General features: G+C 65.3%; 17 protein-coding genes. 8 read left to right on the plus strand and 9 right to left on the minus strand.

Annotation, left to right across the window (positions count from 1 at the left end; genetic code table 11):
* Positions 1–153: 153 nt before the first annotated feature.
* A complete protein-coding gene (gene xseA / locus RB623_RS14075) occupies positions 154–1746 on the minus strand; it encodes an exodeoxyribonuclease VII large subunit (protein ID WP_308057485.1) in 1593 nt (530 codons plus the stop codon).
* 88 nt (positions 1747–1834) lie between these two features.
* Complete coding sequence (locus tag RB623_RS14080) at positions 1835–2791, minus strand: LysR substrate-binding domain-containing protein (RefSeq protein WP_308057487.1); 957 nt, start codon at positions 2789–2791, stop codon at positions 1835–1837.
* 163 nt (positions 2792–2954) lie between these two features.
* Here RB623_RS14080 and RB623_RS14085 point away from each other — a divergent pair, with 163 nt between their 5' ends.
* Positions 2955–3221 carry a DUF1127 domain-containing protein gene (locus RB623_RS14085; protein ID WP_308057488.1) on the plus strand — a complete coding sequence of 89 codons (267 nt, stop codon included), beginning with the start codon at positions 2955–2957 and terminating at the stop codon, positions 3219–3221.
* Positions 3222–3341: 120 nt separating this feature from the next.
* Here RB623_RS14085 and RB623_RS14090 read toward each other — a convergent pair whose 3' ends face one another.
* The gene (locus RB623_RS14090) at positions 3342–4352 is read right to left on the minus strand and encodes a DUF937 domain-containing protein (RefSeq protein ID WP_308057489.1); all 1011 of its coding nucleotides are present in this window, start codon (positions 4350–4352) and stop codon (positions 3342–3344) included.
* A gap of 148 nt (positions 4353–4500) precedes the next feature.
* Here RB623_RS14090 and RB623_RS14095 point away from each other — a divergent pair, with 148 nt between their 5' ends.
* The gene (locus RB623_RS14095; protein ID WP_308057490.1) at positions 4501–5205 is read left to right on the plus strand and encodes an RNA methyltransferase; all 705 of its coding nucleotides are present in this window, start codon (positions 4501–4503) and stop codon (positions 5203–5205) included.
* Here RB623_RS14095 and RB623_RS14100 read toward each other — a convergent pair.
* Positions 5202–6575 (minus strand): glutamate--cysteine ligase, encoded by a 1374-nt coding sequence (locus RB623_RS14100; protein WP_308057491.1) that lies wholly within the window; start codon positions 6573–6575, stop codon positions 5202–5204. The genes RB623_RS14095 and RB623_RS14100 overlap by 4 nt on opposite strands.
* Positions 6576–7063: 488 nt before the next feature.
* Between RB623_RS14100 and RB623_RS14105 the strand changes: the two genes are divergently transcribed.
* On the plus strand, positions 7064–7720 hold the full coding sequence (locus RB623_RS14105) for a TerC family protein (protein WP_308057492.1): 657 nt from the start codon (positions 7064–7066) through the stop codon (positions 7718–7720).
* Between the two features lie 111 nt (positions 7721–7831).
* Here the strand turns inward: RB623_RS14105 and RB623_RS14110 are convergent, their stop codons facing one another.
* Together RB623_RS14110 and RB623_RS14115 are read right to left on the minus strand one after the other, a co-directional pair.
* On the minus strand, positions 7832–8563 hold the full coding sequence (locus RB623_RS14110) for a 16S rRNA (uracil(1498)-N(3))-methyltransferase (RefSeq protein WP_308057493.1): 732 nt from the start codon (positions 8561–8563) through the stop codon (positions 7832–7834).
* Positions 8564–8594: 31 nt separating this feature from the next.
* Positions 8595–9254, minus strand: a complete 660-nt coding sequence (locus tag RB623_RS14115; protein ID WP_308057494.1) for a helix-turn-helix domain-containing protein — start codon at positions 9252–9254, stop codon at positions 8595–8597.
* A 262-nt stretch (positions 9255–9516) separates the two neighbouring features.
* Between RB623_RS14115 and RB623_RS14120 the strand changes: the two genes are divergently transcribed.
* The gene (locus RB623_RS14120) at positions 9517–12543 is read left to right on the plus strand and encodes a calcium-binding protein (RefSeq protein WP_308057495.1); all 3027 of its coding nucleotides are present in this window, start codon (positions 9517–9519) and stop codon (positions 12541–12543) included.
* An 88-nt stretch (positions 12544–12631) separates the two neighbouring features.
* Here RB623_RS14120 and RB623_RS14125 read toward each other — a convergent pair whose 3' ends face one another.
* Positions 12632–13402 carry a polysaccharide deacetylase family protein gene (locus tag RB623_RS14125; protein ID WP_308057496.1) on the minus strand — a complete coding sequence of 257 codons (771 nt, stop codon included), beginning with the start codon at positions 13400–13402 and terminating at the stop codon, positions 12632–12634.
* A gap of 228 nt (positions 13403–13630) precedes the next feature.
* Between RB623_RS14125 and RB623_RS14130 the strand changes: the two genes are divergently transcribed.
* Both RB623_RS14130 and RB623_RS14135 read left to right on the plus strand, forming a co-directional pair.
* The gene (locus tag RB623_RS14130) at positions 13631–14317 is read left to right on the plus strand and encodes a PspA/IM30 family protein (RefSeq protein ID WP_308057497.1); all 687 of its coding nucleotides are present in this window, start codon (positions 13631–13633) and stop codon (positions 14315–14317) included.
* A 69-nt stretch (positions 14318–14386) separates the two neighbouring features.
* Positions 14387–14674, plus strand: a complete 288-nt coding sequence (locus RB623_RS14135) for a YiaA/YiaB family inner membrane protein (protein WP_308057498.1) — start codon at positions 14387–14389, stop codon at positions 14672–14674.
* 13 nt (positions 14675–14687) lie between these two features.
* Here the strand turns inward: RB623_RS14135 and RB623_RS14140 are convergent, their stop codons facing one another.
* A complete protein-coding gene (locus RB623_RS14140; protein WP_308057499.1) occupies positions 14688–15332 on the minus strand; it encodes a hypothetical protein in 645 nt (214 codons plus the stop codon).
* A gap of 87 nt (positions 15333–15419) precedes the next feature.
* Between RB623_RS14140 and RB623_RS14145 the strand changes: the two genes are divergently transcribed.
* Both RB623_RS14145 and RB623_RS14150 read left to right on the plus strand, forming a co-directional pair.
* Complete coding sequence (locus RB623_RS14145) at positions 15420–16118, plus strand: type 1 glutamine amidotransferase (protein WP_308057500.1); 699 nt, start codon at positions 15420–15422, stop codon at positions 16116–16118.
* A gap of 180 nt (positions 16119–16298) precedes the next feature.
* Complete coding sequence (locus RB623_RS14150; protein WP_308057501.1) at positions 16299–16430, plus strand: hypothetical protein; 132 nt, start codon at positions 16299–16301, stop codon at positions 16428–16430.
* Positions 16431–16464: 34 nt separating this feature from the next.
* Here the strand turns inward: RB623_RS14150 and RB623_RS14155 are convergent, their stop codons facing one another.
* Positions 16465–17202, minus strand: coding sequence for a metallophosphoesterase (locus RB623_RS14155; protein WP_308057502.1), 738 nt, complete (start codon positions 17200–17202; stop codon positions 16465–16467).
* Positions 17203–17238: the final 36 nt, after the last annotated feature.

A 17238-nucleotide genomic window follows, 5' to 3' on the forward strand; every position in this document is an offset into this window, starting at 1 on the left:
TGGCAACAGCTCCGGAAGCCGGGCTGCCGCTGGTCGAAGTCCGAGTTTCCGCACCGGCGGCATCGGCAACGGCGATGCCCTCCGGGCGGAGGCGGCGACAGATCTATCGGTTCGAACGTTCATGACACCGCGCGAGCATGGCGCGGGCACGCGTCAGAACAGCGACCCTTGCCCGCTTGGCGCCGATTTCTTCTCGGCAGCCTTGCCGCGCGGCGGCCTTGCTGCCGGCGCTTCCGCCGCTAGTCCGGCCGATCCGGTCGCGACCGCATGGGCATCGCCGTCGGCGAAGCGCAGGGTCAGCGCCACGCCATCCGACACTTCGGCCGCGCGGCGGATGACGCCGCCCTCACGGTCCAGCACCAGTGCATAACCACGGTCGAGGATCGCCTGGTCGGAAAGCTGAAGCGTCGCGAGCAGTCGCTCGGCCTGTCCTAGCCTCTGGCGGGTGCGTTCGAGCCGCAGCGCCATGGCATTGTCGTGGCGTTGCGCGGCCCGCGAAAGCGCCTGGCGGGCAAGCCCGTTGCGCCGTTCGAGCGGCGCAGGCGTGATCCGCGCGGCGCATCGCGCGAAATCGGTCCGCCGCTGGCGCAGCACGCCGCGGAAGGCGGCGAAGGCCCGCGAAAAATCCCGGTCGAGATGCCGTCTGGTCTCGCCGATCCGCCTGGAAAGCGTCGCCGGCGTTAGCCGGATCGCCGCCAGCCGCGCCCGCTTGCGGTCGGTGCTTACCGTCAGCGCCCGGCCGAGCCGGCTGGTCGCCTCGTCGAAATGCCGGCGGGGCAGCGCCAGCAACTGGTCGGGCAAGGGCAGGGCGCGTGCTGCGGCCCTCAGCGCCGTTCGCTTGCGTTCGGTGGAGCGGGTGACGCAGCCGCGCAGCCGGGCGGCAAGATTGGCGAGCCGCGCCGCCAGTTCGTCGCGCACCGGCACGGCGATCTCCGCGGCCCCCGTCGGCGTCGGCGCGCGCATGTCGGCGGCGAGGTCGATCAGCGTCCAGTCGGTCTCATGGCCGACGGCGGAGATCACCGGCAGGTCGGAAGCGGCGACGGCCCTTGCCAGCGCCTCGTCGTTGAAGCCCCAAAGGTCTTCCAGGCTGCCGCCGCCACGCGCAACGATGATCAGGTCGGGACGCGGGATCGGCCCGCTTTCCGGCAGCGCGTTGAAGCCTTGCACGGCGGCCGTCACCTCGGCCGCGCAGCTATCGCCCTGCACCCGCACGGGCCACACCACGACATGTAGCGGGAACCGGTCTTTTATGCGATGCACGATGTCGCGGATGACCGCGCCCGTCGGCGAAGTCACCACGCCGATGACGCGCGGCATATAGGGCAGCAACTGCTTGCGCGCCGGGTCGAACAGGCCTTCCGCCGCCAGCCGCCGCTTGCGCTCCTCCAGCAGCGCCATCAGCGCGCCGGCGCCGGCCGGCTCCAGATTGTCGATGACGATCTGGTATTTCGACGAGCCGGGATAGGTGGTGAGCTTGCCGGTGGCGATCACCTCCATCCCTTCCTCGGGACGGAATTTCAGCCGGCTCATCGTGCCTTTCCAGATCACCGCCTCCAGCCGGGCGCGGTCGTCCTTCAGGCTGAAATAGGCGTGGCCGGAGGAATGCGGCCCGCGATAGCCGGAGATCTCGCCGCGCACCCGCACATTGCCGAACGCATCCTCGACGGTGCGCTTCAGCGCGTTGGAGATCTCGCTGACGGTGAATTCGGCGGCGTTGGTTTTCGATTCGGGCAACAGATCGTCCATGGGCCGATTGATCCGCTTTCGCGTGCCGGGGTCAAGGGCGGCGCGGTCGTGTCTGCGCCGCCTGTTGGCAGAGTGGAGAACGATTCGCTTACCAACCCGGCTGGACGAGACCCTGCTTCTGCCGCCTGACGCGGGCAAATGCCATCGCCGCGAAGTCGAACGAGCCGCTCTCCTCCGCCACCGGCACGGAGATATTGTCGAGGCTTTCGGAAATATGCCGGGCGAGCGCGTCGACGAGGTCGGGACGGGTGGTGTGGCCGCGCATGATGCCGATCTTGCAGTCGGGTAGGGCGCCGAAACCGTCGGCCTCGCCGAGCACACGCATGCCAGGCCTGAGCGCGCATTCCGGCAGCACCGAAATCGCCAGTCCGGAGAGCACGGCGGCGGTGATCACGGTCGCCGAGAAGCTGGTGAACAACACGCGGTATTCGCGGTTCATGTCGTCGAGCAGGTCGCAGGCGGCGCGCCGCCAGATACAGGTCGGACGGCCGAACGCCATCGGCAGCACCTCCTGCTCATGCGTTGCATGGTTGGCGGAACTGACCCATAGCAGAGGCTCGCGCCGCACCACTTCCGATTGGCCGCGCGTGTCGTTGTGGGTGACCAGCGCCAGGTCGAGATTGCCGCGCTTGATATGCTCGACCAGCCCCGGCGTCGGCTCGCAGATGACGGTAAGCTCCACCTTGGGGTTGGAACGCGAGAACCGCGCCATGATCTCCGGCAGGAAGCGGTCGGCATAGTCGTCCGGCGTGCCGATGCGGATGACGCCTTCCAGCCGCGCATCGTCGAAGGCCGAAAGCGTCTCGCGGTTGAGATGGATCAGACGGCGCGCATAGCCCAGCAGCCTTTCGCCTTCCTCCGACAGCTTGTTGAGCCGCCCTTCCTTCTCGAATAGCGGCTTGCCGATGCGTTCCTCCAGCCGCCGCATCTGCATCGACACGGCCGACTGGGTGCGATGGACCTCATCCGCCGCGCGCGTAAAACTGCCGGTGTCGGCGATCATGATGAAGGTCTGCAACTGATCGAGGTCGAGTGGCGCTTTCATCGGGCCTATCCATCACTGATGTTGATCCTAAAGATTAGAAACATTCGTTGGATTAATCAATGTGCTTGTGGAATTGTGAAGGTGTCCACGGAAGCGGTCGAAAACAACCGCGACGGAAATGGGTTCCGCCGGATTGATCGCGCGCGGGCGAAGGAGACCTGTCATGGCGGCCTTTGATTTTGCCACCGAAACTACGCGCGCCGCCCGGCGTCCGGTTACCCAGGCGCTCGGGCTCACCATGATTTCGCAACTCTACACCACCTGGCGAAACCGCCGCGCCTTCTACCGCCTCGGCGAGATGACGGATTCCGAGCTTCGCGACATCGGACTTACGCGCGCCGACCTGCACGTGGCGGTCGCGCAGCCCTTCGGGATAGACCCGACCACGCGGCTGCGCTCGATCGTCGAATCCCGGGCCGAACAGCTCTGAGCCGCTGGATTTGAAAGGCCTTCAGCAGGCGCTCCCCATCCCCGGCTCCCCCTGCCGGTTGCCTGCACACTGCCCGGTCCGCCCCACGGACCGGGCATTTTCTTAGAAGCGAACCGATCCTTACTGATACCGATCCATCCCCTTGGTAAACTGCTCGAAGATCGACTCGACGCCCTTCTGATAATCGTCGCGTTGTTTTGCTCCGGTCTCGAACATTTTTCCAAAAATGTCGTCGTACGGATTTTTAGGCTGGCCGCCCGGATTGCCTCGCTGCTGCGGGCCGGTGCGCTGGCGCGGCGCCGGCTGCGGTTCGGCTTGCGGCACCTGCTGCGCCTGGCCTCCGCGCATCATTTCCTCAAGGATCTTGCCCCAGGGATTGTCGCCCATCGGGTTCGGGGCCTGTCGCGATTGCGGCTGCTGTTGGGCGCCGCCGAGCATGTCCTCCAGCATTTTTCCGAAGGGATTGTCGGTCGGACCGGGCGCCTGCCCGGGCTGCGATTGCGGCTGCTGCGCGCCGCCGCCGAACATGTCCTGCAATATCTTGCCAAACGGATTGTCCAATGGATTCTGCGGGTTGGGCGCCTGGCGCGGCTGTGCGGCTCCGCCCCCGAGCCCGCCGCCCGATGCTCCCCCTTGGCGCATCATCTGCTCGATGATCTCGCCGAGCGGGTTGCTGGCCCCGAAGCCGCCGGCCTGCGCGCCCTGCAACTGATTGGTCGACTGCTTGAACAGGCCGCCCATGACCATCGAGGCGATAACCGGCAGCATCTGCTTGAGCACGTCCTGGCCGATGCCGGTGGCCTGTGCGGCCTGCGTCGCCACGGCGCGGGAAAGATCCTTGGACCCGAAGAGATGACCCAGAATGCCGTTGCCTTCGGCGACCCCCTGCGGGGAAAAAGCGTTCTGCGCGTCCTCGAAATATTTGCCGTGCTGGCCGCTGGCCAGAGCGGTCATGAAACCGGCGATGCCGTAGGGGTCGGAGGCGTTGCGCTTCAGCCCCTGGCTGAAAGCGGGCATCAGCGCCTCGACAGCCTGCTGCGCCTGCTGCTGGGAGAGGCCGAACTGGCGGGCGAGTTGGTCGATGCCCTGGCCGTTCTGCGATTGGTTGAGCATGTCGAACAGGTTGAGCATGAAAAAATCCTCCTCGAGTATCGTCGGGAAGCGTAGATCGTTTCGGCGGGCGATTGAAGGGATATTCGGTCTGCCGGTTGAGCGCGGCGTCCGGGATTGCATCCTTTGAATAAAACAGGCATGCCCTGCGGAAGTATTGGGTGTGGCCATGGAAGAGATCGTCGAATCCAAAAAATCCGTCCGCAAGCGCGCCGACGAAATCCGCTCGTTTCGCTGCAAGAACCTGATCGCCGTGCTGGAGAATCCGACCGATATCAAGAACATCGGAACGGTCGTCCGCAACGTGAATGCGCTGGGAGTGGAGAAAGTCTATGTCGTCGATCCTCGCCATTCCTTGCCCGACGACTGGCAGGACCTGCGCGAGAAACGATCGATCTCGAAGACCTCTGTCTCGGCGGTGAAATGGACGTTCGTCAGGCGTTTCGACGATACCGACCAGTGCTTTGACCATCTTGAAAAGAAGGGTTTCAAGTCGATCGTCACGTCGCCGCATGTGAAAGGCAAAGCCAGCATTTTCCTTCACGAAGGCGACTACACCGCCCACACCAAACTCGCAGTCTGGTTCGGCAGCGAAGCGACCGGCATCAGCGATCGCGCGGTCGAAAGAAGTGAGATGTGCGTCTCTATCCCGATGTTCGGAATGATCGAAAGCCTGAACCTTGGGACAAGCTCAGGGATCGTTCTGTACGAAGTAGCAAAGCAGAGGCGCGAATATCAAAGCAAATACAGGTTGCGCAACAAAAGGGGCGAGCGCTCAAAACCGTTGCCGACCACAATCACTCCGGCCGCTCTAATCGACCAAAATCCGGCACCGGTCGAGAGCGTCCCGAATCCGGCAACCGTCGCGCCCTAATACGCATACTCCAAAAACGCCGGTTCGATCGAACCGCCCCAGCGCGTGTGGTAGGCGTTGAGCATTTCTTCGGCGCTGGTGGTGCCGCGCGCCACCACCTCGTCCAGCGTCGACAGGAATGTCGTCTCGTCATAGCCGTCGCGGTTTTTCCGCCCCCGGCCTTTCAGGCCGGCGCGCGAAATGTCGAGCACCTCGCGGCCGATTTCGCGCAGGCTTTTGCCCCGGAACGTCGCGGCGATGCCCTCGGCCGGCACGGCGGCGCGCAGGTCGCGCACCTCCTCGAACGTCCAGTCGGCGGTCAGCGCCTCGGCGGCGTCGAGCGCGGCCTCGTCATAGAGCAGCCCGACCCAGAAGGCAGGCAGCGCGCAGATGCGCCGCCACGGGCCGCCGTCGGCGCCGCGCATTTCCAAAAACCGCTTCAGCCGCACGTCGGGAAACAGCGTGGAGAGATGGTTCGCCCAATCGCCCATGGTGGGCAGTCCGTCCGGCACCGAATTGTGCGCCGCACCCGCCATGAACTGGCGGAAGGTGTATTGCGTCATATCGTGGTAGCGGCCGTCGCGGATGACAAAATACATCGGCACGTCGAGCGCCCATTCGACATAGTCGGCAAAACCGAAATTTTCGGAAAAACAGATGGAGAGCAGGCCGGAACGCTGGTTGTCGGTATCGGTCCAGATCTCGCCGCGCCAGGATTTCAGACCGTTCGGCCGGCCTTCCGTGAAAGGCGAGTTGGCGAACAGCGCGGTGGCCAGCGGCTGCAGCTTCAGCGATACCTGCATCTTGCGGCGCATGTCGGCTTCCGACTCGAAGTCGAGATTCACCTGGATGGTGCAGGTGCGGTACATCATGTCGAGACCTTTTGTGCCGACCTTCGGCATGTAGCGGGTCATGATCTCGTAGCGCGACTTCGGCATCTTCGGCGTTTCGGCGAGCGTCCATTTCGGGCTACCGCCGAGCCCGAGGAAACGGATGCCGAGCGGTTCGGCGATCTCGCGCAATTGCGCCAGGTGCGCGTTGCCCTCGCGGCAGGTCTGGTGAATGGTTTCCAGCGGCGCGCCGGAAAGCTCGAACTGGCCGCCGGGCTCCAGGCTGATGGCGCCCTGTCCGGTCGGCTCGACCAGGCCGATGACGCGCCCTTCATCGAGGATAGGATCCCACCCCAAGGTCCGCTGCATGCCCTCCAGCAGGGCGCGGATGCCGCGCTCGCCGCCATAGGGAACCGGCGCGTTGCCGTCGACATAGAAGGCGAATTTTTCGTGCTCGGTGCCGATGCGCCACTTGTCGCGCGGCTTGTTGCCCGCCGCGAGATAGCCGACCAGTTCGTCGATGCCCTGGATAGGGCTGAAATCGGTGGTGTCGCGGGCCATGCTGGTCTTCTCCGGCGGCCGGATGGCCGCGCGGCTTGATGGCCGAAATTGCCATGGCCGATCAAGCGAAAAATCCTGACTGATTTGTCAGGAGAGTTGATGCAGAGATGCTGCGCGGGAGGCATTGCGCGCAAAATCCGTTCAGGGGACGCGTACATGTGATGGACAGCCGGTTCGGTCCCCACGGATGCGCCTGTCCTGTGGGTGCGGCGAAGCGCGTCGCAGTGCGCGCCCACTCTATTGCTACGCCACTGCCCTTGAATTCGATCCGCCCAATCGCTACACAAGCGCCACCAGACCGGGCCCCTCTGACAGCTTTTCCAAGGCTGTGATGTCGGACTGGAAGTCCAACCGGGGTCTGGTGTTTGTGGAATCTAGCTGACGACAGCCTGTGATCTTTGGCCGGAAGCGCAAAAGTGCTTTCCGGCGGTCGCGCGCGCGTGGCGTTCCACCCATGCCGGCACCCCCATTCGAAAAATGGGTGCCAAATGATGGAATATTTTACACCGGAAGCGCTGTCCGCGCTTCTGCAGGTCATCATGATCGACCTGGTGCTGGCCGGCGACAACGCGATTGTCATCGGACTGGCCGCCGCCGGCCTGCCTAAGGAGCAGCGGGCCAAGGCGATCCTGATCGGCATCATCGCCGCCACCGTGCTGCGCATCGGCTTCGCCGCCGTCACCACGCAGCTCCTGCAGATCGTCGGCCTGCTGCTGGCGGGGGGCGTGTTGCTGCTCTGGGTCTGCTGGAAGATGTGGCGCGAGCTGCGTACCTCGCATGCCGAGGAAGTGGCCGGGGCCGAAGCGCTGGAAGGCAAAGATCTCAACCAGGACGGCACGATCGCCGGCGGCGCGCCGCGAAAAACCTTCGCGCAGGCCGCCTGGCAGATCGTCATCGCTGACGTGTCGATGTCGCTCGACAACGTGCTGGCCGTCGCGGGTGCCGCGCGCGACCATCCGGGCATCCTGGTGTTCGGCCTCATCCTGTCGATTGCGCTGATGGGCATTGCCGCGAGCTTCATCGCCCGCATTCTCCAGCGCCACCGCTGGATCGCCTATGTCGGCCTCGCCGTCATCCTCTATGTGTCGCTGGAAATGATCTATCGCGGCGGTCACGAGGTGTTTGCGGTCGTCAACGGCTCGTAAGGGCCGGCAACATTCGACCATTGGCGCCGCTCCTCACCGCCCGGCAGGGCCATGAGGGGCGGCGCCGATGGTCAAGGTGTTTGGACCGGCGGCCGTGCAGCGGCACGCAGACTACCAATCCCCGATCGTCGCCTGCACCAGCGCAAGTGCCGCCACCGCGGCCGTGTCGGCGCGTAGGATGCGCGGCCCGAGCGGAATGGCGGTGACGAAGGGCAGGGCGCGCAGCATCTTGCGCTCCTCGTCGGAAAACCCGCCTTCCGGGCCGATCAGCAGCCCAAGCCTTGTCTCCGAAATCGCCTGCAAGGCCGGCAGCGGATTGTTGGTCGAAGCGTCCTCGTCGCAAAAGATCAGGCGGCGGTCTTTTTCCCAGCCGGCGAGCAGCCGGTCCAACTTCACGGCATCGACAACCTGCGGCACGGCCAGCACGCCGCATTGCTCGGCAGCCTCGATGGCGTTCGCCTGCAGGCGGTCGATGCCAGGTTTTGCGACTTGCGTATGCTGGGTCACGACCGGCTGGAGCAGGCCGGCGCCCATCTCCACCGCCTTCTGCACGAGATAGTCGAGCCGGCCCTGTTTGAGCGGCGCGAAGCAATAGACGAGGTCCGGCACCGGCGGCTGCGGGCGCGTCCGCTCGACCGGCACCAGCAGGGCTGCCTTCTTCGATTTCGGCTGGACGCGGGCGCGCCACTCGCCGTCACGGCCGTTGAAGACGAGCACCTCGCCGTCGGCCATGCGCAGTACATTGAGCAGATAGTGGCTGTGCTGCGGCCCGGCCTCGATCGCCGCGCCGACGGCGAGGTCGTCCGAAACGAAAAGCCGCTGCATTCTGTAGTTGGCGCGCATCGCCGAGCAATGCGGCAGGCCGGCAAGCGGGTCAAGGGAGAGCGGATGACGACGCGACGCTCGCCTGCCTTGCCTCCTCCGGTTCGGGTTCGGCTCCAGCCCTTCGGCTCTGTTCGCCCTGACCGACGCCATCGATGGCGAGAACCATCATGTCGACGGCGGCGTCCTGGCTGAGGCCCGCATCCCGGCTCATATAGCGCCAACTGAAGAACCGCAGCGCCAGGCCGAGCATGGCGCGCTGCTGGTGGTCCAGTCCCGCCCCGAGCGCCTCTTTCCACTCGGCAAACGGCCGGGCGAACTGGGTCCTGGCGATATCGCGCGTCAGCGCGTGATGCTCGGCGTCGCGCAGCACCCGTGCCAGCAGCGGAGCCTGGCGTTCATACCAGTCATAGATTGCCCGGATCCCGGTCGTCAGTCTTTCGCGCCGATCCTCTAGCGCGCGCCAGGGCGAGGCGTCGGGAACGGGATGCCGCTCGGCGGCCAGGCTGGAGGATGCAGCAAACAGGCTCCGCTCGTTGGGGAAATGGGCATAGAGCGTGTGCCGCTGAACGCTCGCGCGCTCCGCCACCATGCTGAACGTCGTTTGCGCGGGGCCGACGCTGCTGTGCAGCTCCACGGCGGCCTCGACGATGCGCCGTCTCGTGTCGGCTTGCTGCTCGGCGCGCTTCCTTAGGGTGTAGGGCCGTGTCACTACGATTTCACTGCACAGACATATGTATTGATATTGACGGTTGTTCTTTCTTTCGCTACACGCCACCGTATGCTGAAATAGGGTGACTGTCCATCGTTTCCAGATGAGTCCGCGTCGGCCAAGACGCGTCGCGGGTATCAGTTGCGTGAATCGCAATCGTTGAAATCGCGGGCAATTCGACCGGCGATCGGCCTTCGAGGGAAGGGCGGCGCGTCGATCCCGCTTGGGCAGGCGCCTATCGGCGCAACAGAGGACTGACCATATGGCTTTTTACAATGGTACCGACAAATCCGAGACTATCCCGGGCACGGATGGCGCCGACACGCTGTTCGGTAATGGCGGCAACGACACCATTTCCGGCGGCTTCGACGACGATCTTCTCGACGGCGGCGACGGCGAGGATAGCGTCAAGGGCGGTTTCCAGGACGACAGCGTCTTTGGCGGCGACGGAAACGACAGCCTGGAAGGGGGATCCGGCGACGATTTCCTGATCGGCGGGGAAGGCGCCGACACCATCAAGGCCGATCTCGGCGACGACATCATCATGTTGATGGACCTCGCCGAGGGGGTGGGTGACGCGATCAACGGCGGTGTCGGTTTCGACACCATCAGTTTCAGTTTCGAGAACGAGGCGGCCGGCGTCACCTTCGTTGCGCCCGACACGGTGAAGACCGTCTCGCTGCTGGGCATGCGGCTCATCGATGTCGAAAATTTCATGGTCACCGGAACGGCGTTTGTCGACAAGCTCACAGGCGGCATGTGGTCCGACACCCTGTTCGGCGGCGCCGGCAATGACGTGCTGCGCGGCGGCGGCGGGTTCGACATGCTGCTGGGCGAGGACGGCAACGACACCGCATACGGCGATGGCGGCGACGATGCCATCGACGGCGGCATCGGCAACGACACGCTCTATGGCGGGTATGGACGCGACAGCCTGCTCGGCGGCGCCGGCAACGACCGGCTGGTCGGCAATGACGGCGACGACTATATCGACGGCGGCGACGGCATCGACGCCGCGAGTGGCGGCAATGGCGACGACTACGTTTCCGGCGGCAGCGGCGACGACAAGCTGGACGGCGCGGCCGGCAACGACATGCTGGAGGGTGGCGCCGGCAAGGACACGCTCATCGGCGGCGTCGGTGACGACACGATCACCCTGCGGATCGGCGACGGACCGGACACGATCGACGGCGGCACGGGCATCGACCGGCTGATCGTCAACGGGCTCTCGGGGACGTTCACGGCCAAGGCCCCCAACGTCACCAACACGCTGGCCGACGGTACGACCTTCATCAACATCGAGGCCTACACGATCACCGGATCGAGCGCCAAGGACGTCTTCACCGCCGGCGCCGGGGACGACGTCCTGTCGGGCCTTGCGGGCGGCGACGCCCTCTATGGCGGCGACGGCAACGACATGCTCGACGGCGGCGACGGCAATGACGTTCTCGACGGCGGCAATGGCGACGACGTGCTGATCACCGGAAAGGGCAAGGACAGCGTGCGTGCCGGGGCCGGCGTCGACCAGGTGGTCATCGATCGCCAGTCCAATGTCGGCCAGGATCTCAACTTCGCCATAGACGGCCGCTTCGGTAGGCTGTCGGACGGCTCGGTGATCGCCGATGCCGAGATTTTCACCATCACCACCAGCGACGGCGACGACGTGCTGGACGGCAGCGCGGCGCGACAGGTGACGTTCAATTCCGGGGATGGCAACGACCGGCTCACCGGCGGCACGGGCAACGATGTCCTCGACGCCGGCGGCGGCGACGACATCGTCGTCGGCGGCGCCGGCAACGACCGCATCCTGGAAGCCGCCGGCAACAACACCATCGACGCCGGCGACGGCGACGACACCGTGCAGATCGAGGTCGATGCCTTCCACGCCACCGGCGACAAGAACTCCGTGAAGCTCGGCAATGGCAACGACAGCATCTACCTGAATGCTGCCGGCGGCAGCATCTACGGCGTCTACAGCGTCAATGGCGGCACCGGCACCGATTTCGCCTCGATCAACCGCTCGGGCGCCACTGCCGACCTGACTTTCGTGCTTTCCGCCAACGCCCTGCTGGTCAATGGCGGCGTGCGGCTGGTGGATTTCGAACGCGTGCACATCACCTCCGGCGCCGGCAACGACACGCTGACCGGCGGCAACCTCAACGACGTGCTCGACGGCCATGACGGCAACGACAGGCTGACAGGGCTCGGCGGCAACGACGAACTGATCGGCGGGAACGGCAAGGATACGCTGTTCGGCGGCGACGGCAACGACGTGCTGTGGGCAACGGGTGACATCTCCGACAAGGTCCGCGACGTGCTGGACGGCGGCGCGGGCAACGACCAGCTCCACATCAACGCCGGCGACAGCGCCGCCGGCGGTGCGGGCGCGGATCGTGTCTTCCTCGATCTCTCGGACACGACCGCGGCGATCAATTTTACCTTCTCGACCGGTACGGTCGTGGTCGATGCGACGACCGGCTTTTCAGGCATGGAAGCCCTGAACTTCATCGGCGGCGCGGGCGGCGACACGGTGACCGCGGGCGCCGGCGCGGATGTGCTGGACGGCGGCGCCGGCAACGATGTGCTGAGTGGCGGTTCGGGCAACGACCAGCTTTTCGACGGCCGGGGCAGCGACCGGCTTTCAGGCGGCGACGGCAACGACACGTTCACCCGCACCAACGGCGTCGGCACGGATGTGTTCGCCGGCGGCGCCGGCCAGGACACGCTGTTCTTCGACTTCGAGTCGGGCATGTCGGTCCGGGTCGATCTCGCCGACTACACCCTGAACTCCGGCATGGCGAAGGGGCTGCGGCTCTCCAGCATCGAACGTGTCTTCGGCAGCGACCGCGATGACGATATTCGCGGCACCGACGCCAATGAAGCGTTCTACGGTAACGAGGGCGGCGACCGGCTCGACGGTCGTGGCGGCAACGACCTGCTGCGTGGTGGCGAGGGCGCCGACATGCTGACCGGCGGCGCCGGCAACGACACCTTCGTCTTCGGTTGGGACGGCGTCGACTCCGGCGATCTGATCACCGACTTCACCCGCGGCTCCGACATGCTGCGTATCGAGCGGGAAGGGTTCGACCTCGCCGATAACTATGCGCTGAAGCTGGTGCTGGGAACCGGCACCGTCGCCACGACGGCGGGCGCGCAATTCCTGTTCGAGACCGATACCGGCCGGCTCTGGTTCGACGCCGACGGCAATGGCGGCGAGCATGAAAGCGTGCTGGTCGTCAAGCTGGCCGGCGTCAGCACGCTGAGCGTCAGCGACTTCGTCCTCATCTGAGGACGCGCTCGGGCGACCTCGTCGCCTTACGACGTGACCAAACCCGCCGGGCGCATTCACGCGCCCGGCGGGTTTGTGCATTCCGTGCCTATTGTTCGTAGGTCCTTATATCGCCGAAGGCGTAGCCGCTTGATTTCAGCGCTCGGATGAGAGCAGTGAGGTTCGCCTTGCCGTCGAACCGGTCCTGGAACATCTGGTCGTGCATCAAGAGGATCATCTTGCCGCGCCGCGTGAAGCGGTTGAAGCGGAACAGATGGTCGATCTCGCTGACGAGACGCTCGACGCTCTGCACCGGCTCGCCGCTGTCCTTGTGCACCCATTCGAAATCCCAGCCATAGAGCAGGAAGCCGGAGGCCGAAACGAAATCGAAGTCGACCGCCTCGCGCTCGTACTGCGCGGCGTTGACCGAAATATCCTCCTTGAAGGTCTTTCGCAGCCGGAACACGTCGCGGCCGGGCATGCGCGCATTGACCCACGGCGTCAGCCCGAGCACGCCGTTGGCGCGCTGCATGTCGGCCACCACCGCCTCGGTGTCCGAGTAATAGTCCTTGTAGCGGTTGCGGGCGTGGCTGTAGCTGTGGTTGCCGACGGTCACCAGCGGCATGGATTTCGCCCGCTTGAGCAGAGCGCGCCGCTCGGCGCCGGCTTCGACATGCAGGCCGACCAGAAACATCGTCGCCGGCACGTCTTCGCTCTCCAGCACGTCGAGCACGTTGGCGGTGCCCGGCAGCGGCCCGTCGTCGAAGGTGAGATAGATGGTGCGCTCGGCCGCGGCGGAAGGGGCAAGCCCGGCGGCGAGCAGCGTGAGCATCAGCGCCAGCAGGCGAAGCAGGTTCCAGGTGTTCGGCGCGTCGCGCATAAGTCCCCCTCGATTTGCGCGGCACCATGGCACGGCGGCGCCGGCCATTGGAAGCCGGCCGCCATGGCCGGCGGCGGGTTTCCACTCAGCCGCCGCGCGGCGAGGGGCCGGCGCACGGGCATTAACCATCCTCGTCCAAAAATTTGAACGACGTTCATTTTTATCTTGAACAACGTTCACGATCATGTAGGTTGCATTTGTGAACAACGTTCATAGGGAGAATGAACCATGTGGAAACAGTTATGCGCGCTCGCCAGGGGCCGGTCGTACGAAGCCGGTCAGGGCATCGTCGACCGCAACGCGCTGGTGATCCTGCGCCAGCAGATCAGGGACTGCGCCGAGGCGATCGCCGCGGCGCGCAAGGCGATTGCCGTCGCCGTCGCCCAGAACAGCCAGGAGGCCCAGCAACATGCGAGGTTGGCGGCGCGCATCGAGGATCTCGAAACCCGAACCGTTTCGGCGCTGGAGCAGGGCCGCAACGAGCTTGCCCGCGAGGCGGCCGAGACGATCGGCCTGCTCGAGGCGGAAAAGGCGGCTTGCGAACAGGCGCAGAAGAATTTCGAGACGGAGATCGCGCGGCTGAAGCGCATCGTCACCGCCTCGGAGATCAGGTTGCGCGACCTGCAGCGCGGCCAGCGCATCGCCTCGGCGGCCGACTCGACGCAGCGGCTGCGCGAGACCGGCGCCGGCTCGACCCTGTCGAGCCTGCGCGACGCCGAGGAGACGCTGTCGCGGCTGCGCGCCCGGCAGACCCAGATCGACGCGGCGGCGAATGCGCTGGACGAGATGGAGCAGAGCGGCGATCCCGCCGCCCTCAGCGAGAAACTGGCCGCCGCTGGCTGCGGCGCGCCGCTGAAGACCGGCGCCGATGCGGTTCTCGAACGGCTGGCCAAGCGCATGAGCGGCGCGGCGTGAGACCGCGCCGGCCCTGAATTGAAACCTCAACCCCAAATCCTGAAACACTCGACCGGAAAGGATCGAAAAATGTCTGTCAATTCCTACACCCCAAAAGACTCCAGCGCCTGGAAGACCTTCACCATGCTGAGTTTCGGCGTCGCCGCCGCGATGATGGCGGGCGGCATCTATTTCCTCGAGGCAAGCTTCGCCGCCAAGGGCTTTTACGCCATGGCCGCGATCATGCTGGTGCACACCTCGATCACCATCACCAAGACGCTGCGCGACGCGGAAGAGGCCTCGCGTTTCATCAACCGGGTCGAGGACGCCAAGACCGAGCGCCTGCTGATGGACATCCAGCGCGGCGACGGCGCGTAAGCGCCAAGGACAGTCATCGGCGGGCTGCCGGGTCGCTCCACGCCGGCCTGTACCCCTGCCGCAGCGCCGCGACCGTTGCCGGCGGGGTGAGTAGGCGCGGCGCGCCGAGCGCATCGAGCGCGACGGCTTGCGCATAACCATCGAACGTCCAGCGCGATGCCCGGCCGTGGCGGACGGCATAGGCTGTCCCGCCGTCGGCCACCATCGCACCGTCAGGCAGGATTCCCAGATCTTCGCCCGAAAGCCGCAGCGCTTTGCCACCGCTGGCCAGCCTTTCGCCGTGCAACCGCGCGTCGATGTCGAAAACCTTAGGTCGGACCAGTCCGTTGCCGGCGGCAAAGCAGTCGGAAAATTCCGTCGCCCGCTCGCGCCGGCAGTAGAAGCAGGGGCGGTGGCCGGCGGCCAGCGCCGTCACCTCGTCGAGGAAGAACAGTTCGGTCCAGCCCGCGTTGCCGGAGAGGGCGTTGCGGCCCATGACCTCGCGTTTGCGGCCGCGAAATTCGCATTCGCAGATCAGCCACGCCTTTGTCGTCCAGCGGCGCTTCAGCAGCGTCTTCGTATCCGGGTCGTGGATGACGCCGCGGTTTCCGGTGAACAGGCCGCGCGCGGCCACCGCATGGATTTCGCCGAACGGATCGACGCGGTTCTGCAAGGGCATGGCAGGGTCCCGTTGTGGTCTATTCATTCTGGTCCGGCCGCATGATATCCAACGCCAAAATGGCTGCATTCCGAAACAGGCACGTTGATGAAGGTTCTCGTCGTCCAGAATTTTGAAGGCACCGGGCTGGGGCAGGTGGCGAAGGCGCTGGAAGAGGCCGGCGCGGAGATCGACCTGCGCCGCGCGCATCATGGCGAGGCATTGCCGGACAGTTCCGACGGATACGACGCGGCAGTGCTGCTCGGCGGCGGGCAGAACGCGCTGGCGGACGACGACTTTCCCTACATCCCCGCGCTGCTGGACCTCTCCCGCGACTTCTCGAAGAAGGACAAGGCGGTGCTGGGCATCTGCCTCGGCAGCCAGCTTCTGGCCCGGGCCTTCGGTGGAACGAACCAGATCGGCGGTGCGCGCGAATTCGGCTGGTGTCCCGTGAGCCTGACCGACGAGGGCGCGGCCGATCCGGTGCTGAGCCACGCGCCGCGCAATTTTTCGATCTTCCAATGGCACGACGATACGTTTTCGCTGCCGGATGGTGCGCTGCATCTGGCGACCAGCGGCGTCGCCCAAAACCAGGCGTTCCGGATAGGCCGCGCCACTTACGGCATCCAGTTCCATTTCGAGGCCGACACGACACTGGTGCGCGAGTGGAAACAGGCTTTTGCCGGTACCATCGCCGAACGCGAGCCGGACTGGCCGGGCCGCTTCGAGACGGAGGCGGCGCGCCACGGGCCGGGCGCCGATGCCGCCGGGCTGGCGCTGGCACGCGCCTGGGTCGCGACGATCTGAGGTTCCCTGACCCGACCGTGACATAAAGATCACGGTCCAAAACACTCTGCATCGGCGGCGGATATTTGCGTGGCTTTGGGCGTTTGCCCGGCTTAGAAGGCCGCCGCGTCAGGCGGCCGGCAACACAATCGTAACCGTGAGCCCCTAAGAGTTTAAGAGAAACCAACCGGGATAACCGCCTTGCGTTCCGCGCTTCTTTCCCTTGCCATGCTTGTCGCCATTGTCCTGTTCGGGATGGGCGTCTATTCGGTCGACGCCGGCAGCGAGCAGGCCGTCGTCGACGGCTACGGCGTGGTCGCCGCCACGCATTGAGCGTTCGGGCGTCAGCCCGAGCTTTCCGAAAAACTCAGGCTTCCGCGGTGATCAGGCGTTTTTGCGCGCCGTCCACCACCAGCGCGGTGAGCACGCCGGAGCGGAAGGCGCCGGTGTCGACATTGACGCGGTTGGCCAGCACTTCCGGCTCGTCGGTGATGGTGTGGCCGTGCACGATCACCTTCGGATGCAGGCCCGGATAATCCAGAAATTCGTTGCGGATCCAGATCAGATGGTCGGGGTCCTGCAGGTCGAGAGCCACGCCGGGGCGGATGCCGGCATGGCAGAAGAAGAAATCGCCGAACGACACGCTGAATCGGCATGAATGGATGAAGCGTGCGTGTTCCGGCGGCATCGCCAGCGCAAGATCGGCGTGGAAGCGCTCCAGATCACGGAAAAGACGCCCGAACCGCACATCGTACGACGCCGCCGTTTCGATGCCACCGCACTGCATGAACAGCGATTCTTTCGCCGGCGCCACCAGGAATTCCAGAAATCCCATGTCGTGGTTGCCGGCGAGCGTGATCATGCGCCGGTCGCGCGCGCAGGCCGCGATCAGGAAGTCGATGACGCCGCGTGAATTCGGGCCGCGGTCGACATAGTCGCCGAGATGGATGATGCGCCAGTCGGCGACCTTGTCCCGAGAAATCTCGTTGGCGATGCGCGCGTGCATCTTTTCGAGCAGGTCGAGCCGGCCATGCACGTCGCCGATGGCGTAGAGCCGGATTCCCTCCGGTCCGCACGCGTCGAGGAAATGGATGCCTTCGGCCATGATTGATCCGCAAAGGAATGGTTTCTCGATCTTGTT

Origin of the sequence: Mesorhizobium sp. LHD-90 (assembly GCF_030929505.1) — a bacterium.
Taxonomy (GTDB): Bacteria; Pseudomonadota; Alphaproteobacteria; order Rhizobiales; family Rhizobiaceae; genus Kumtagia.

Excerpts from the sequence above, each read along its gene's own strand:
- xseA (WP_308057485.1), bottom strand. The coding sequence starts at position 1,746 with ATGGACGATCTGTTGCCCGAATCGAAAACCAACGCCGCCGAATTCACC.
- RB623_RS14080 (WP_308057487.1), bottom strand. The coding sequence starts at position 2,791 with ATGAAAGCGCCACTCGACCTCGATCAGTTGCAGACCTTCATCATGATC.
- RB623_RS14085 (WP_308057488.1), top strand. The coding sequence starts at position 2,955 with ATGGCGGCCTTTGATTTTGCCACCGAAACTACGCGCGCCGCCCGGCGT.
- RB623_RS14090 (WP_308057489.1), bottom strand. The coding sequence starts at position 4,352 with ATGCTCAACCTGTTCGACATGCTCAACCAATCGCAGAACGGCCAGGGC.
- RB623_RS14095 (WP_308057490.1), top strand. The coding sequence starts at position 4,501 with ATGGAAGAGATCGTCGAATCCAAAAAATCCGTCCGCAAGCGCGCCGAC.
- RB623_RS14100 (WP_308057491.1), bottom strand. The coding sequence starts at position 6,575 with ATGGCCCGCGACACCACCGATTTCAGCCCTATCCAGGGCATCGACGAA.
- RB623_RS14105 (WP_308057492.1), top strand. The coding sequence starts at position 7,064 with ATGATGGAATATTTTACACCGGAAGCGCTGTCCGCGCTTCTGCAGGTC.
- RB623_RS14110 (WP_308057493.1), bottom strand. The coding sequence starts at position 8,563 with ATGCGCGCCAACTACAGAATGCAGCGGCTTTTCGTTTCGGACGACCTC.
- RB623_RS14120 (WP_308057495.1), top strand. The coding sequence starts at position 9,517 with ATGGCTTTTTACAATGGTACCGACAAATCCGAGACTATCCCGGGCACG.
- RB623_RS14125 (WP_308057496.1), bottom strand. The coding sequence starts at position 13,402 with ATGCGCGACGCGCCGAACACCTGGAACCTGCTTCGCCTGCTGGCGCTG.
- RB623_RS14130 (WP_308057497.1), top strand. The coding sequence starts at position 13,631 with ATGTGGAAACAGTTATGCGCGCTCGCCAGGGGCCGGTCGTACGAAGCC.
- RB623_RS14135 (WP_308057498.1), top strand. The coding sequence starts at position 14,387 with ATGTCTGTCAATTCCTACACCCCAAAAGACTCCAGCGCCTGGAAGACC.
- RB623_RS14140 (WP_308057499.1), bottom strand. The coding sequence starts at position 15,332 with ATGCCCTTGCAGAACCGCGTCGATCCGTTCGGCGAAATCCATGCGGTG.
- RB623_RS14145 (WP_308057500.1), top strand. The coding sequence starts at position 15,420 with ATGAAGGTTCTCGTCGTCCAGAATTTTGAAGGCACCGGGCTGGGGCAG.
- RB623_RS14155 (WP_308057502.1), bottom strand. The coding sequence starts at position 17,202 with ATGGCCGAAGGCATCCATTTCCTCGACGCGTGCGGACCGGAGGGAATC.